This is a genomic window from Sphingomonas melonis (assembly GCF_013409985.1).
Classification (GTDB): Bacteria; Pseudomonadota; Alphaproteobacteria; order Sphingomonadales; family Sphingomonadaceae; genus Sphingomonas; species Sphingomonas melonis_A.
On record NZ_JACCBY010000004.1, the window covers coordinates 249456 to 265583 of the forward strand.

The following is a 16128-nucleotide window of genomic DNA, read 5'->3' on the forward strand; positions in this document are numbered from 1 at the left end:
CGCCGGGCAACACGCCGCCGCCCATCGTGATACGATCGACGGCGGCGCGCTGCACGGGTGGCAATTGGATCAATAGCGATAGGTAAGCGCCAGACGGGCGCTGCGACGATACATGGGCGCACCGATCATCAGGCTCTGCCCGGCCTCGATATTCTGAAGACGGCCCGCGCGCGGGTTGCCGGACACCATGCGTCGCACATTCGTCAGGTTGTCGACGATCAGGTTGAAGTCCAGTTTGTCGGTCGGCGAATAGAGCATGTTCAGGCTCGCCGTGGTCATACCGCTGATCCTGATCTGGTTCGCCGCGTCATAGTAAAACGGCCCAGTGTACCGGATGTCGCTCTGGATGCGTAACCGGTCATCCAGCAGATTGAGACCGGGCGTGATCATGACGATATCCGCCTTCATATCGTCGAGCTTATGACCGGAATAGTCGATCTTTTTGCCGGACGCATCGCCGATCTGCAAATCGCTGAAATGCGCATCCTGGTGCGTCCATTGCCCGCGCAGATCGAACCAATCGACCGGCCGCCATTTTGCCTCCAGCTCCAGGCCGATCGTATAGGTATTGGCGAACACACGGAACGGAGTCGGCCATCCCTTGACGAGCCGGAAATCCTTCACCTCGTAATTGTTGTATACGGTACGGAACCCCGTGAGGTTGATATCGATCTTCGGCCGGAAATATTTGATCCCCGCCTCCGTCAAATTCAGCGTTCTGGTGACTGGGTCGGCGCCAGCCTGGTCGATATAGTCACTGATGTTCGGCAGCCTGATTGCCTTGGTGTACCGGATGTAGCTGCCGAAGTGCGGCTGGAACTGGTAATTCGCGGCGGTTGTCCACGCGACCTTGGCGAAGTGATGCGATCCGGAACAGTCGTCGCAATCCGCGACGGCGGTGGGATTATGGATGGCAATCCCTTCCCAACGCAGGCCTCCTTCGAACCGCAGCTTGTCCGTGAAATGCCACTCGTCGCTCACGTACACCGCGCGCGTCGCCGAATCCCCCTCGTCATGCTCCAGCGACGGATAGGGAAACCGCAACACACCTTGATCATTAGTCATCGCTGACCCTGGCATAAATTCTCCGGTGCTCTTCTTGCGAACCTTGAAGAGCAAGACCGAGGCATTGTTCTTATAGTCGGTCAGCAGACCGGCGTTGATGCGATCGTAGATCTCGTTGACGCGCGCAAAGTAGAAACCGATCGCGACGTCATGACGGCCATGAAGCGAGAAGCTGCCGTTGAGCCGCGTATCGGAAAGGAATTCGTTGAGCGGCAGGGTATAGGATCGGGCGAGATCCAGCAGGACGACGCCGTTGCCGTTCTGATTGCGCGGCGCAAAGGGAATGCCGGTGTCGCGATAGAGCAGCACCGGCTCGGTCTCCTCGGTCGTCTCACCCTTCAGGTAATCGTTGGCCGAGTAAGCATGGTACGGCCAGATCCCGTTGCGGCTGACGATGCTGTCGCGATAACGCGCCCGTTCCGTGATCGACCAGTCCCTGCCGAAATCGTACCGGCCCTCTGCGCTGACCTGGGTCAGCTTGACGTTCGTGCCACGTCCGGCATCGAAGTGGAACACGCCGTCGTCGGTCGGTAGGTCGAACCGGCGACTCTCCGGGCCGGCGACGGTATCGCGCAACGAGTCGAAGCCGGGCAGATCGACCGGGTTGCCATGGGCGTCGTTGGTGAAGACGACCTGTCGCGGATCGCTGATCTTCTCGTCGATCCGCTTGATCCCGAACGCCAGCGCGCCCTTGGCGAACGCGCGCGACACATTGGCCCTGAACTGACCGCCACGATCGACATTATAGCCGGCATAGCGCTGCGCATCCGATGTCCGCCAATAGCCGCCGGCGAAGTAGCGCCAGCCCCCCTTGCCGAGCGGTCCGCTGATCCAGCTATCCACCCGATGCATGTTATAGTCGCCATATTCGTAGCGCAGCTGCGATTTGAAGGTCTCGGTGCCCGGTCGCGTGATGAAGTTGATCGCGGCGCCCGGCGCGTTGGAATAGAGGATCGTCGACGGACCGCCGCGCACCACCTCGATCCGGCCGACGGTCTGATCGATCCGCAACGATTCGTCGCCGTTCAGCCAGCCGAGCCCCGGATCGGCCTGCATCGGTAGTCCATCTTCAAGCAGCGCGACGGTGCCATAGCCGGCTCCGCCGATCGGCGGGATGCCCCGCACTTGAACGCCGCCGCTCGCCTCGCCGCTGCTGCCCGCGTCGAACCCGGGGATCTGCTGCAGCGCCGCCGCCACGCCGATCGGTGCCCGCATCTGCAGGTCCTTGCTGGTGATCGTGGACATAGCGTAGCTCGTCTGCGCCAGCGTGCGGGCCTGCAAACTGGCCCTGCCGGTCACGACGATATCGTTGCTGTCATCCTCCCTGCGTACCTCCTGCGACGCCGCCCGGGCACGGGCGACAAGCCAATCGGGCGGTGTGATGCCCTGCTGGCGCAGCTTCGCCAGCACGGCCTGCGCCTCTTTCGGCGACAGCGCGTCTGGCCGGCCGAGCATGTCGAGGACGCTCGTCGACCCCGCCGGTGGCGTCGGAGCCGTTTGAGCCCAGGCCGCCGCGCTGCCTGCTCCCCCCATCATCATCATGGACGCTGCCATCATCCGCGTAATCCGAACTCGTGACATAATAACCCCCGCTAGAATGCGGGGCCCGGATACTAGCGATCAGTAGCATTTTTGTGACATCGTTTGCGAAACGGTGGCGCGGCGGCGGTCGCGCGATCGACGGGCGGCGGAGTGGCGATCGAACCGGCTGGATCGCTTGCCTCTTCCTCACATGGCGCCTACATCGGCCTCACCTGATCTGGAGTGAGTCATGGCAACGCAGCCCGCATCGATAGAGACATTGCTCGGCGTGAACGCCGGCAGGCAGGCGTCGCGGCTCGCGCTGGCCGACTCGATCGAGAGCGGCCTGCCGGTGTCGGCACTCGATCGGCTCGCCGATGTCGTCGCGCCCGATGATGTCCGGTTCAAATACCGGCTGATCTCGAAGGCGACGCTGGAGCGGCGACGGAAGTCGCCGACCAAGCGGCTGACCAGCGAGGAAGGCGACCGCCTTGCCCGTCTCGCCAAGGTGTTCAGCTTCGCGCTGCAGATCTACAAGGCGCCGGAGACCGCGCGCGATTTCCTCAGCCGGCCGCATCCGATGCTCGACGGCAAGGCTCCGCTCGATGTCGCGCTCGCCACGGGTCCGGGTGCCGATCTGGTGATCAACCTGCTCGGGCGGGCGGCCTATGGTGGCGGGGCGTGAGGGGCAGCAGGACCGATCGCGTCCTCACGGCCTTCCGCATCGGTGATCCCGACGGCGCGCATCCGATCTACGACAGCGAAGGCGCGCGCCTGTACCCGGGCCGATGGAACACCGCCTCCAGTCCGGTCATCTATACGTCCGAACATTATTCGACCGCGGTGCTCGAAAAGCTGGTCCATGCGAACAGCGTGCTGCCGCCGAACCAGCATTTCATCCGCATCACCATCCCCAGCGGCACAAGCTACGAAGTGTTCCAGACCGCCGCGCATCCCGGCTGGGACGGCAAGGACGAAGGCATCTGCAAGGCGTTCGGCGAAGCCTGGTTCGAGGAGAAGCGGACCGCGCTGCTGCTCGTACCATCGATCCCTGCGCGCCTGGAGCGCAACGTGATCATCCATCCCCTGCACGAGGACGCGGCGCGCATCACCTATGACCTGCCCAAGCCGATCTGGTGGGATGAGCGACTCTACGGATGAGCCGGCGTGCGTGAGGGCAGATACCTTTGCGCAGGCTATTGCCACCATGGTTGCTATCGGCTGCGGGCCGGTGCTCGGCCCGTCTGGAAAAACAGGCCGAACGGAAGCGCCGGCACACCGGCGCGATCCGTGAAATTCATATACGGCGGACTGTTGAACCACAGTTCGTACCGACGGCCGAGCTGCACCTCGCATCGCAACGTGAAGGTCCGCCCATCGGCAGACTGCACCGGCTGGTTCGATCCGCAGTCCGGAAAGGTCTGCGCACTTTTTTGGACGAAGGAATAGCTCCCAGGCCGCATCGGCCGGTCGAAGGTGACGCTCAGCGTCAGCGGCCCCGGCGCGACGGTCGCGCCCTGCGCAGGGACAGTCCTGACGACCTTCGGAGCGACGGACTGAGGCATGTCGCCGACGGTGCTACGAACCCCCGCGATCATCGCGGCGGCTGCCAATATGGTTATCATCGTTGCAAGTCCCCATTGGCTCGGCAAACGGGAGCCGTCCGTGGCCCCAGGCCGGGGCGGGCATGACTGCTCCGATGCCGCAGCGCCTCCGCCTACCCGCATTTCCTTGGGTACAAATTCCTGGGGCCCTTCCCGATCGGCTAAAAGGCGTGCCGCGCCTCTGCTGCTGCTCGCCCCCGTCTTGGCGCGTGCTGCCCGCAGGCGCTCGTTCACCGTATGCACCGACACGTTCAGTGCGGCGGCAGCGCTCTTTGCGTCATGTCCTCGTGCCAGCAGGCGCAGCACCTCCCGCTCCCTGTCGCTCAGGCCGAACGGCGCGTCTGACATGTCGATCCCCTCGGTCGCCGGATTGGATAGTGATCAAGCTACTGTGCCGCACCGTCGCCTGCCAGTGTCCGATGGGCAGCGCCCGTGTGCCGGCGCGATCTCTGCGTCTTGAGCCGACCAGCGCGTGCCGGCGCTCAGAAGCGCATCGACGCGGTAATCCGGGCGTTGCGCGGCGCGCCGGGTGTCGTCCAGACCGAGGCGTAGGAACTGGCGATGTAATAACGGTCGAACAGGTTATCGACGTCGGCGCGGACGCCGATATGATCGTTGACGGCATAGCCGATGCTGGCACGCGCGATCGTATAGGCCGGCAGCTGATACCCGCTGCCGAACGGGTCGCCGGCGCGGCGCCCGACGTGCGTTATCCCGCCACCAAGCTCCGCCCGCCCGACGCGTTTCTGGACGAACAGGCTGCCCATATGCTGCGGCACGTTGCTGAGCGGCTGGCCGATCAGCGCGGTGTTGACGTCATTCTCCACCGTCGCATCGAGATAGGTGTAGACGCCCGTGGCAAGAATAGTGCCGGGCAGCGCCAGCGTCGCTTCCGCTTCGGCGCCACGCGACCGCTGCCGGCCGATCTGGGTGCGGGAGAACGGATCGGTCGCGTTCGGATTCAGCACGTTGCGCTTCACCATGTCGAAGACCGCGGCCTGTCCGGTGAGGCGGCCGGACAGCAGGGAGAGCTTGACGCCGATCTCGGACGAGCGGCTGCGTTCGGCGTCGAACGTCGTGATCCCGTCGGACGGGTTGAGCCGCAGCGCCTCCCCGTGACTCGCGTAGACAGCCAGCTGAGGCATGGCCTGCCACGTCAGCGCGACGCGTGGCGTGACTCCGGTGTTGCGCGTCTCCAGCCGTCGATTGCCGGACAACCGGTTGACCACGGTCTCTGCGAAGCGGTTCCAACGCGCGCCGAGCAGCAGGGTGACGGCACCGCAGCGCAGCACGTCCTGCGCGTAGACGCTGCTGCTGCGGAAGTGCGAGCGGCGGCTGGCGAACGGCGTCGGAACGGGCAGCGGCTGACGGCCATAGACAGGATCGAACAGGTCGATCGGCAGCAACGGACGGGTCGCCGACCCGCGGATGCGGTCGAGCGCGAAATCCAGTCCATGGCGGACCCGGTCGGCGCCGATGCGCAGGTCATGCTCGATGCCGAGCCATTGCGCCTTGGCGGTCACCTCGCCGCGGAGCGTGAGGTCGTTCCAGTCAAAATCGTGGAAGCGGCGATCCCGCCCGGCGGTCCGGCCGTCCGCCTGCAGCCCGCGCGGTCCGAAATCGACCATCGTCGCATAGCCGCGCAACGACCCGTCGCGCTGACTGGCGCCGAGTTCGAGGGCGACGCCTTCGGCGAGTTGCGCGAAGACGCTCGCCTGCTGCCAAAGGCTGTTCTGGGTGATCGGGCCGTCGCCGGGGTTGCCGACGAAGGTGGTACGCGGCATCGCGCGGGCGTCGCCGCCGATCGCGACGATGCCGCGATCGAGCACCGACGTGTTACGCATATATTCGCCCTGATACAGCAGCCGCAGCCCCGCGGCCGGCGCCCAGGCGATCGAGGGCGCGATCAATCGCCGCGTGCCGTCGACATGATCGCGGAAGCTGCCGCGATCCTCGGCGACGCCGATCAGCCGGACCGACAGCCGCGACGCGAGCGGACCGGTAACGTCGGCGACGGCGCGCCATGTGTCCCAACTGCCATAACCCGCCTGCCCGCTTGCCGCGACATGGTCGCGCGGCGCCTTGGTGACGAGGTTGATCGCACCGCCCGGCTCGCCCCGCCCCGCCAGAGCGGCGGTCGCCCCTTTCAGGACCTCGACCCTCTCAAGCGTGGCGACGTCATAGGGTGCGTTGAAGCCATAGTTGCTGCTGAACCGGTTGACCTGGATATCCGGCCCGGCGTTCTCGTCGCCGGCGAAACCGCGGATCGAGTATTTGTCCCACAGCCCGCCGAAGTCGTTCTGCCGCGCGACGCCCCCGGCGAGATCGAGCAGGTCGCCGAGCCGGGTGGGGTTGAGGGCATCGATCGTGGTGCGATCCAGTATGCGCACCGATTGCGGGTAGACGTGCAACGGCACGTCGCTGCCGATGATGCTCGCGTTCGCAGCGCGGACGGCGACGATGATATCGTCATTCGCGTTATCGGTCGCCGTCGTCGTGTCCGGCTGGACACGATCCTGCGCGACCGCGGCGCCCGCCATCGCGATGGCAACGGCTGCGCCGGCGATGCCCGCGCATCGTGCGATCATGGTCATGTCGTTTGCCCCCCGGCCGATGAATGTCGATCCGCCTGCGACAGCAAAGCGCCGAACCGGACCAATTTGCGCCGCCTGTATCGCTAATGATTATCGAGCGCAAACGGCGGAGGGTAATCGCCTCGGGTTTTGACGGGCGTCGACTGAGACGGCTGTAGACCTGCGTCAGAACGCCGAGTTTTGGCGGCTATGTCTTCTGCATTCTCCTTTCCGATGATGTCTGAATCGGCAATTGCAGCCCCGCTGACCGCCAGCTCTGCCGCCGAGTTACGGTGCCACGCCGCCCTGACCGGTGATGTCGAACACCTGCCGCAGCATCGCCTGCTCCTGCGCGGTCAGATGAGGATTCCACACGTCGAAGATCAGCACGATCCGTGCTTCATCGCTGTCGTTCCATGCCTCGTGCTCGATCGTGTCGTCGAAAGCGAATGCCTCGCCCTCCTGCCACGTCCGTGTCTCACCGCCGACGCGAAAGCGGCAGCGGTCGGGGACGACGAGCGGCAAGTGCATGATCGCGCGGGCGTTGGTGACGCCGGTATGTGGGGGGATGTGGGTTTGGGGGCGGAGGAGGGAGAAAAACGCGGTGGGCGCTTTGCCGGGAATGTCGCTTTGCGGCACTGCGGCGAGCGCTGCGGCGGTCTCCGGACAGCGGGCGCAGACCGCATCGTTGCGCACGCCATATTCCCACAGGAAACAGGCGCTCCAATCGGCATTGCCGTCGAGCCCCGACCAGCGGTTCGCCGGCGTGCCCGCCTCCTGCCGTACATAAGGACGGATCGCGTCGCTGCCGTCGCGGACCATCGCCAGCGCCTCGCGCCGGATCGCCTCGGTCCGGGCTTCCAGCTCGGCGAGCCAGGGGAAGAGCGCGCGCGGGAAGAATTCGTCGGCGGGCAGGAACGGGACATGCACGCCCGCGCATTGGTTCGCGTAGATCGCGCGGCGGCCGAGCATATGGTCGACGCACGCCGCCATCCGCCGCGACCCATGGCCGCCGAGCGCGCCGTCGATCGCACGACCGAGCCGGTCATTATGGTCGGCCAGGAAGGCCTGGCCGCGCGCCAGCGCGTCGGCGATCGCCGGCGGGCGATCCGGCATCGCCGCCGCCATCTGCACGATTCCCGCCCAGCCCTGCGCGGCCAGCACCTCGCGGCCGCAGCGTTGATGCAATTCGGTGATCCGCAATTGCGCGGTAAAGTTGAGTCGGTCGATCGCCAGCGCCGCTTCCAGCGCACGCCGTTCGTCCTCGTCCCGCCCCATCATCCGATAGACGGTCGCCTGGTTGATGCGCAGCACCGGCTCGCCCGGGTCACGCGCCGCCGCGCCGGCAAAGCGGTCCAGCGCCTGCCGCAGATCGCCGTCGGCCATCGCCCGCATCCCGCGGGCGTTGAGCAATTGCGGATGGTCGGGCGCGAGACGGAGCGCCTGATCGAGCAGGCTGCGCTCGGCGGCGGCGTCGCCGCGCTGGCGTGCGGTCATCGCCTCCGCCGCCAGCATCCGTGCACGTTGAGGAAGGTCGGTCATCGAAGCGCACTCGCTGCTTTGCGGGGGTGGTGAGACAAAAAAGGGGCCGCCCGCAGGCCGCCCCTTTCCTTGTCCGATGGCCGGCGGCGCTTAGAAGCGCAGCTTGCCCGACACGGTGAACAGGCGGCCCAGCACGTCGTAGGTCGACGGATAGGTGTTGCCGCTGTTGTAGGCGGTCGAACCGGCGGCCGAACCGACGAGCGGCGGCTTCTTGTCCAACAGGTTACGCACGCCCGCCGTGAAGGTCAGGTGGTCGTTGACCTCGACCTGAGCGGTCAGATCGAAATAGTTGTACGCCTTGATTTCGTTGAAGTTGTAGGTGCCTCCCGCGAGCGGCGACGGGCCGGTGACCACGCCGTTGAACAGCGGGGTGGTGACCTGACGCTGCACCGCGTCGGGCGCCAGCGCCTCGTAGCGAACCTTGCCGATGTGGCGCCACAGCAGCGACAGCGTCGCCGGCCCGAAGGTCAGGCTGGTACGCTGGTTCCACTGGAACTCCGGCTGGATCGACGAACAGCTGGTGCTGAAATAGCCGACGCAGTCACGGTCATAGGCGGTCGGCGAGGCGCGGAAGTAATTGTGCGCCGTCCAGGTACCCTGGAAGCCGAGGTTCAACCCGATGTCACCGAAGTCACGCGCATAATTGGCGTTGAGATCGATGCCGTCGGTCCGCAGGCGGCCGCGGTTGGTGAGCGGCTGCGGCAGGCCAGCCACCGTGGCGCTCGAGCCACTGAGGCTGCCGTCGGTGGCGCTGCGGCGGATACCCGTGCACGCGGCCGATGACGCCTGTGCCGCGGTGATCGCCGACGGCGTGGTGCCGAAACATTGCGACAGAATATCCGCCGCCGTGGCGAAGGTGATCGCGTTCCGCACCTTGATGTTGAAATAGTCGACGGCGATGCTCAGCCCCGGCACGACCCCGCGCGGCTGTACCACGACGCCGAGCGTATAGGTGTCCGCCTTTTCGGGAAGGATGTTGGGGTTGCCGCCACCGGTGACGTTCGGCTGACCTGCCGAAGGCTCGGGGATGGTGCCGATCGCCGACACCGGCGCGCCCTGCGCGACGCAGGCGGCCGCGAGGTTGGCGCTGGCGAGCGGACGCGCACCGACGCAGGGGTCGAGGCCCGGCGACAGGTTGTCGAGCCCGGTGGCCACCGGCGAGAACAGCTCGCTGATGTTCGGCGCGCGTACCGCGCGCTGGTAGACGCCGCGGAACTTGATTTCCTTGACCGGCTCGAAGCTGCCGCCCGCCTTGTAGGTGGTGGCGGTGAAGCTCGGGTTGTTCGCCGCCTGCACCTTATAGTCGGAATAGCGGACACCCGCTTCCAGCGTCAGCGAGTGGAAGAACGGCTTGTCGGCGACGAGCGGCGCGATCAGCTCGCCGAAGACTTCGCGCACGTCATAGCTGCCGGAGAACGGCAGCACCGCGCCACCCGAACCACCCAGTTCGCCCGGCGACAGCGCGTAACTGTCCGGCTGGCGCCGGTAGCTGTACTTGCGGTATTCCGCGCCCGCGGCGAAAGCGATCGGCTCGTTGGCGAACGGCGAGGTCGTGCCGAAGTCGCCGTTGAACACGGCCTTGGCCTGCGACAAGGCGGTGTGGATCTGGATGGTGCTCTGCCCGTTCAGGAAGTTCGCCTGATCGGACGTGATCGACCCCTGCGGACCGAAGAGGTTGAGCGGCACGCAGCTGTTGGTGGTGACCAGGCAGGACGTCGTGTTGTTGGCGTTCAGCGCCTGCTGGACGCGGCTGCGCAGGACGTAACCGGACTGCGTCTGGTTGATGTCGCTCTCGCCATAGGCGCCGAACACGTCGAGCTTCATATGGTCGGAGAAGCGCAGGCGCAGGCCGGCCTTATAGTCGAACATCGTCGTCGTGTAGGTCGAGCTGCGCGGACCCAGCTCGGTCGAGCGACGGTATACCGCGGGCAGCGCGAGGGCGGCGTTGGTGTTGCAGGCGGCGCCGAGCGCGACATTGTTGGCGAGGCACAGCTGGTCGCGCAGGGCCGCTGGCAGATACGGGTTGTTCCCCGGCACCGTCAGCGCTTCGCCGAACACGCCAGACGGCGCGATGATCGACTGCACCGTATTCTTCGAGAACAGGCCACGGGTGTAAACTTCGAGATTGTCGTTAATCTCGTAATTTGCCTGGGCGAACATGTTGTAACGCTTAAACGGCGTCGCGAAGATGTTGTACGGGCTGAAGTTGAATCCGCTGTAGAACGGCACCAGCGCGGTACCGGCAGGATTGACCTGGACGGTGCCGGTCGACAGGCCGGCGCGGGCGGCCTGCGCATTGGTGAAGCTGATCGTGGTCGGAACGCTGGTGCGCGACGATCCGGCAGCGACGCCGCTGCCCGAGTCGATGCTGTACACGCCGATGTCGCGCGCGCCCTGATAGAGAGGGTCGGCCTCCTGATAGCCCAGGCTCAACACCGCATTGCCGCGGCCGTCGTCGAAATTCGCACCGACGGTCAGATCGGCACGGAAATAGTTGGAATCCCCGCGCTCGGTGATCTGCTGGCTGGCCGAAGCCTCCATGCCGGCGAAGTTCTTCTTGGTGATGAAGTTGATCACGCCGGCGACCGCGTCGGCGCCATAGGTCGTCGATGCACCACCGGTCAGCACGTCGAGGCGCTGCACGAGTGCGGTCGGGATGTTGTTGAGGTCGACCGCGCCACCTTCGGCGGCCGGAACGATCCGGTCGCCGTCAAGCAGCACCAGATTGCGCTGCGACCCGAGGTTGCGGACGTTGGCGGTGAAGAAGCCACCCGTGCCATTGTTGACCGACGAACCGATCGACGGCGTCAGGCCGGGCAGTTCGCGCAGGATCTGTTCGACGTTGTTGACGTTGCGCAGCGTCAGTTCGTTCTCGGACACCGTATTTACCGGCGTCGACGATACGAGGTTCGGGTTGCTGATCAGCGTACCCGTGACGACGATGTCCTGCCCTTCCGCGGCGGGCGGCGGTGCGTTGGGATCGTCGGACGTCTGCTGGGTTTCCTGCGTCAAAGGCGCGGTCTGCGCCAACGCCGGCGTGCCGATCAATGCGGCACCGACGATCAGGGTCGTGTTCAGAAGATGAGAACGAAGGCTTAGCGTCATGAGAACCCCTTATTGTCGCCGCCCTGCCGGGAGGCGGACCAGCGCGCCGGCATTTTTTGCCTAGTCGCGGGCAAATTTGTTGCAGTGCGATGACATGCAGACAATGCCGAATCTCAGCCGCTATATGATTGTAAAATCGTAGTGATATTTCCGTCACAATCGGTGCGGCAGTGGTACTGCCGCGTTTTCCGGCGCTGAGCGGAAACACTATTACCGCGATTATAGTGAAAGAGGTACGTCATGCTGTCCTATCTATTGCTGGCGAGCGCGCTGGCCGCCCCGGCCGGTCCAGATGTGTTGCAAACATTCACGCAATGCCGGTCGATCGCCGACAATGATGCGCGTCTTGCCTGCTATGATCGCGCCGCCCGGACGATGGACGATGCGCGGCGCAACAAAGACATCGTCGTGCTCGATCGGCAGGAGGTCCAGAAAGCGAAGCGGTCGATGTTCGGTTTCTCGCTGCCGTCGATCAAATTGTTCGGTGATGGCGATGATGACGCGCAACTGAAACAATTGGTGGGGACGCTGCGCTCTTCGACCGGACTGCCCGGCGGGCTGATGCGGTTCACGCTGGACGACGGCGGCATGTGGGAAACCACGGAGCAGGCGATGGTGCGGCTGCGCGAGGGCGATGTGGTGACCATCAAGGCGGGGCCGCTGGGCAGCTACATCGCCAATGCGCCCGGGCGGCGCGCGGTCCGGGTGCGGCGGCTGCGCTGACGACGACGCTGGCACTGCTCGACTCCGGCTGCCATACCATCCGCAACCCACTTCAGGATCGGCCTTTCATGACCCGTCGCACCCTCGCTGTCGCTTTCGCCTCCCTGCCGCTGCTCGCCGCGACGTCGGCGCCGGTGCAGATTCCGGCCGAGCGCCTGTCGGCGGACGTGAAGGTCCTCGCGTCCGACGCGTTCGAGGGGCGCGCACCGGGTACGCCGGGGGAAGCCAAAACGGTCGCGTGGCTGATCGCGCAGTTCAAGGCGGCCGGGCTGGAGCCGGGTGGACCGGCGGGCAGCTGGACCCAGCCGGTGCCGCTGATCCGGACGCAGCTGGGGAACGGCGCGGTCACCGCGAACGGCACCGCCTGGACGATGGGACGCGACGTCTATCTGTCGACTGTCCGTCCCGACGCGCGCGCCGTGGTCAGCAAGGCGCCGCTGGTCTTCGTCGGCTATGGCGTGGCCGCACCCGAACGGCGGTGGGACGATTTCAAGGGCGTCGATCTCAAGGGCAAGGTCGCGGTCTTCCTGATCAACGATCCCGATTTCGAAGCCGCCGCCGGCGACGATGCCGCCGGACGCTTCGGCGACCGCCGGATGACCTATTACGGCCGCTGGACCTACAAGTTCGAAGAGGCGGCACGGCGCGGTGCGGTGGCTGCGCTGATCGTCCATGACACGCCGGGCGCCGGCTATGGCTGGGCGACCGTCACCGCGCCCGGTGGCGAGAATTACGATGTCGCCGCGCCGGCGATGCCCCGCGTCGGCCTGCAGGGCTGGATCGAGGGCGGCGCGGCGACGCGGCTGTTCGCGCAGGCCGACCTCGATCTCGGCGCGTTGCGCAAGGCGGCGCGGCGCTCCGATTTCCGTCCGGTCGCGCTGAAGGGCGCGGGCCTGTCGGTCGATCTGCCGGTCGCCGTCACCCGCGCGGAAAGCCGTAACGTCCTCGCCAAGCGGACCGGGGCCAGCCGGCCCGACGAGACGATCCTCTATGGCGCGCATTGGGACGCTTATGGTCTCGGCACGCCCGACGCCGCGGGCCGGCGCGTCCGGCCCGGCGCCAACGACGATGCGCTGGGCACCGCCGGCGTGCTCGCCATCGCCCGCGCGGCCGCCACCGCGCCTCGCGCGGCGCGGACGCAGGTGTTCGCGCTGTGGACCGGCGAGGAGCGCGGGCTGCTCGGGTCGGAAACCTATGCCGCGCATCCCGTCTACCCCGTTGCCAAGACGGTCGCCAACCTGACGCTCGACATCCTCCAGACCGCGGGCCCGGCGCGCGACGTGCTGCTCGTCGGCGAGGGACAGAATGCACTGGAGGACCAACTGGCCGCCGCGGCACGCGCGCAGGGGCGCAGCGTCACGCCCGAGGCGCTGCCGGAGCGCGGCCTGTTCTACCGCGCCGACCATTTCTCGCTGGCGCGGCGGGGCGTGCCGACGCTGCTGCTGATGGCGATCAGCGGTGCGCCCGACCTGGTCGAAGGCGGGCGTGCCGCGGGTCAGCGATGGCTCGATGGCTATATGCGCTGCTACCACCAGACCTGCGATGCCTGGTCGCCCGACTGGCGGCTCGAGGGTGCCGCCGCCGACGTCGACCTGCTGCGTCGCATCGGCTTCGACCTCGCCAACGGCAGCGCCTGGCCGGCCTGGCGCGCGGGATCGGAGTTCAAGGCGATCCGCGACGACAGCGCGGCGCAACGCGGGGGCCGCTGAGCCCCCGCCGCGCACGCGATCAGACCGCCCGCGCGCGCTCCTCGACGATCCGCTCCAGCATCGACAGCGGCATCGCGCCGGCCTCCAGCACGTCGTGGAAATGCTTGAGGTCGAAGCGGTCGCCCGCGATCTTCCGTGCGGTGTCCCGCGCGCGCAGCCAGGCGGCATGGCCGATCTTGTAGCTGCACGCCTGGCCGGGCGAGACGCAATAGCGCTCGACCTCGCGCTGCGAGCGGCCCGGCGCGAACCCGACCGTGTCGACGAGGTAGCGCGTCGCCTGATCGTGGGTCCAGCGCTTGGTGTGGATCCCGGTGTCGACCACCAGCCGCGCCGCGCGGAACAGGAAGGATTGCAGATAGCCCGCCCGCTCGACCGGCGAGGCATAGCCGCCCAGTTCGTCGGCCAGCTGCTCGGCATAGAGCGCCCAGCCTTCCAGATAGGCGTTGAAGAAGGCGATCTTGCGCAGCGTGTGGGTCGGCGCGCGCTGCGCCGTCGAGATCTGCAGATGGTGGCCGGGAACGCCCTCGTGATAGGTCAGGCTGGGCAGCGTGTATTTCGGCCAGTCCTGCACAGACTTGAGATTGATCCAGTAGATCGCCGCGCGCGAACCATCGAGCGGCGCGCGGAAATAATAGCCGTTCGGCGCGCCGTCCTGGATCTCGGGTGCGACGCGGCGGATCTCCAGCGGCGCGTTCGGCGGATTGCTGAACGCCTGCGGCAGCCGGGCCTGCATGCCGCGGACCCCGGCGTTGAGGCTGGCGAGCAGGGCGGCGCGGCCGGCGTCGGTGTTGGCGAACAGCTGCTCGGGCTGGTGATTGAGCTGGTCGAGGCGCACGCCGACGCTGCCCTGGGTCAGGCCCTGCCCGCGCAGGATCGTGTCGAGCTGCGCGGTGAGCTCCGCCACCTGTTGCAGGCCCATGCGGTGCACCTCGGCGGGCGACAGCGTCGTCGTCGTCGCCTGTGCCAGCGCCGCGGCATAGATCGCCTCGCCCTCCGGGATCGCCCAGATGCCCGCGGCGTCGCGCGCCGAGGGGCGCAGCCGGCGCATCAGCGCCATCTGGCGATCGAGCGCCGGATAGACCTGCGTCTCGACGATCCGCGTCGCACGCACCTGCCAGTCGCCGGCGATCCCGGCGGCGGTCGCGCGCCGCACCAGCGACTGGACGAGCTGGCTGTCCGCCGCGGCGGGCGCGCGCAGCTTGGCCATCTGACCGAGCGCGAGATCGAGCGAGAAGTCGGGGGCCAGCCGCCCCTTGGCCGCCTCGCGACGCTGCACCTCGCTCTCGTTGTCGAGCTGCCGGCCCATCAGCGCGAGCCGGTCCAGATAGGCCTGCGCATCGTCCGCGGTCTTCACGGGATGGGTAGAATCGAGGAAGTCGGGCAGCGAGAAGTACACGCCGTCCTGCTGCGAGATCGGATAGGGCCCCTGCGGCGAGAACAGGCCGAAGCGCTGCGGTCCGACCATGTTCGAATCGATGTTGTAGAGCACCACCTCGCGATCGATCCGCGCCTGCGCGGACAAGGAGGCGGGATCGACCGCGGCCACCAGCGCGCGGGCGCGGCGATTGCGAGCCAGGTCGTCGGCGATCGCTCGATAGCTGTTGTCACCGAGCTGATGGCGCAACGCGGCATTGGCGCCGGTGTCGAGGCCGAGCGAGGTGGCGAATTCGGGCGCCGCGCGGACCGTCTCGGCCAGCACCTGGTCGAACGCCGCGGTGAGGCGCGCATCGCCCGCCGCCGCGGGAGCGGGCGCCGGGGACGCGACCTGCGCGAAGACCGATCGTCCGGGCACGAGACCCAGCCCGGCGGCCGCGACAGTGGATGTGAGAAAAACGCGACGATCCATGCCGATAGCCCTTAAAACCGGAGAAGTGGCCGAGGCTAGGCGACGATCGCGCCGCGACGCAAGCGTGCGTTCCGATGCCCGCCGGTGCCGTCCGTCAAAGCGGAGGTGGTCGGCGGTCGGCCCGCGATCTTGAGAATCCGCGACACCCGGCGATCGGCACGACGTCGGCGCTGGTCCGCCTCGCGCGGCGGCGTGGCCGAGGTTTACCGTGCGTAAGTACGGTCGCCGGCCGAACCGGCGGCAGCACGCGATGCCCCCTCCCCGCCCGCCTCGCACGGCGGAGTTTTCCGTGTCAAAGCACGAATGGCGGGAGCCTCGCCGGGATGCCCGCCCACCGGCAGGGGCGGTTTTCCGCGTAAAAGTCAGTGCCTCCCGGCACCACGGACCCGCGAGCCATCGGTGTCAGCGGCTTTTGCCCGCCAAAGCGGCAACCCGCCGCC

Annotated in this window: 10 protein-coding genes; 4 read left to right on the plus strand and 6 right to left on the minus strand. The window is 66.9% G+C overall.

From position 1 onward, the window contains the following. Nucleotides 1-69: 69 nt before the first annotated feature. Nucleotides 70-2622 (minus strand): TonB-dependent receptor, encoded by a 2553-nt coding sequence (locus HD841_RS14620; protein ID WP_179509612.1) that lies wholly within the window; start codon nucleotides 2620-2622, stop codon nucleotides 70-72. A 214-nt stretch (nucleotides 2623-2836) separates the two neighbouring features. On the opposite strand from HD841_RS14620, the gene HD841_RS14625 reads away from it, so the two are divergent. Both HD841_RS14625 and HD841_RS14630 read left to right on the plus strand, forming a co-directional pair. Next, entirely contained in the window at nucleotides 2837-3271 is a 435-nt protein-coding gene (locus HD841_RS14625) for an antitoxin Xre/MbcA/ParS toxin-binding domain-containing protein (RefSeq protein WP_179509613.1), read from the plus strand. Beyond that, complete coding sequence (locus HD841_RS14630; RefSeq protein ID WP_179509614.1) at nucleotides 3268-3747, plus strand: RES family NAD+ phosphorylase; 480 nt, start codon at nucleotides 3268-3270, stop codon at nucleotides 3745-3747. The genes HD841_RS14625 and HD841_RS14630 overlap by 4 nt, the downstream gene beginning before the upstream one ends. Nucleotides 3748-3800: 53 nt before the next feature. Here HD841_RS14630 and HD841_RS14635 read toward each other — a convergent pair whose 3' ends face one another. The 4 genes from HD841_RS14635 to HD841_RS14650 form a co-directional block, all read right to left on the minus strand. Next, a complete protein-coding gene (locus tag HD841_RS14635) occupies nucleotides 3801-4538 on the minus strand; it encodes a LuxR C-terminal-related transcriptional regulator (RefSeq protein WP_179509615.1) in 738 nt (245 codons plus the stop codon). A 134-nt stretch (nucleotides 4539-4672) separates the two neighbouring features. Further along, on the minus strand, nucleotides 4673-6778 hold the full coding sequence (locus HD841_RS14640) for a TonB-dependent siderophore receptor (protein WP_257015596.1): 2106 nt from the start codon (nucleotides 6776-6778) through the stop codon (nucleotides 4673-4675). A 273-nt stretch (nucleotides 6779-7051) separates the two neighbouring features. Then, nucleotides 7052-8305, minus strand: a complete 1254-nt coding sequence (locus HD841_RS14645; protein ID WP_179509617.1) for an aspartyl/asparaginyl beta-hydroxylase domain-containing protein — start codon at nucleotides 8303-8305, stop codon at nucleotides 7052-7054. A 90-nt stretch (nucleotides 8306-8395) separates the two neighbouring features. Continuing rightward, a complete protein-coding gene (locus HD841_RS14650; RefSeq protein ID WP_179509618.1) occupies nucleotides 8396-11410 on the minus strand; it encodes a TonB-dependent receptor plug domain-containing protein in 3015 nt (1004 codons plus the stop codon). Between the two features lie 255 nt (nucleotides 11411-11665). Between HD841_RS14650 and HD841_RS14655 the strand changes: the two genes are divergently transcribed. Together HD841_RS14655 and HD841_RS14660 are read left to right on the plus strand one after the other, a co-directional pair. Continuing rightward, complete coding sequence (locus HD841_RS14655; protein ID WP_179509619.1) at nucleotides 11666-12133, plus strand: hypothetical protein; 468 nt, start codon at nucleotides 11666-11668, stop codon at nucleotides 12131-12133. A gap of 68 nt (nucleotides 12134-12201) precedes the next feature. Further along, the gene (locus HD841_RS14660; protein WP_179509620.1) at nucleotides 12202-13842 is read left to right on the plus strand and encodes a M28 family peptidase; all 1641 of its coding nucleotides are present in this window, start codon (nucleotides 12202-12204) and stop codon (nucleotides 13840-13842) included. A 19-nt stretch (nucleotides 13843-13861) separates the two neighbouring features. Here the strand turns inward: HD841_RS14660 and HD841_RS14665 are convergent, their stop codons facing one another. Continuing rightward, nucleotides 13862-15688, minus strand: a complete 1827-nt coding sequence (locus tag HD841_RS14665) for a DUF885 domain-containing protein (RefSeq protein ID WP_179509621.1) — start codon at nucleotides 15686-15688, stop codon at nucleotides 13862-13864. Nucleotides 15689-16128: the final 440 nt, after the last annotated feature.

Coding starts and splice junctions, on each gene's coding strand:
- HD841_RS14635 (WP_179509615.1), bottom strand. CDS start 4,538: ATGTCAGACGCGCCGTTCGGCCTGAGCGACAGGGAGCGGGAGGTGCTG.
- HD841_RS14665 (WP_179509621.1), bottom strand. CDS start 15,688: ATGGATCGTCGCGTTTTTCTCACATCCACTGTCGCGGCCGCCGGGCTG.
- HD841_RS14625 (WP_179509613.1), top strand. CDS start 2,837: ATGGCAACGCAGCCCGCATCGATAGAGACATTGCTCGGCGTGAACGCC.
- HD841_RS14620 (WP_179509612.1), bottom strand. CDS start 2,622: ATGATGGCAGCGTCCATGATGATGATGGGGGGAGCAGGCAGCGCGGCG.
- HD841_RS14645 (WP_179509617.1), bottom strand. CDS start 8,305: ATGACCGACCTTCCTCAACGTGCACGGATGCTGGCGGCGGAGGCGATG.
- HD841_RS14660 (WP_179509620.1), top strand. CDS start 12,202: ATGACCCGTCGCACCCTCGCTGTCGCTTTCGCCTCCCTGCCGCTGCTC.
- HD841_RS14640 (WP_257015596.1), bottom strand. CDS start 6,778: ATGATCGCACGATGCGCGGGCATCGCCGGCGCAGCCGTTGCCATCGCG.
- HD841_RS14650 (WP_179509618.1), bottom strand. CDS start 11,410: ATGACGCTAAGCCTTCGTTCTCATCTTCTGAACACGACCCTGATCGTC.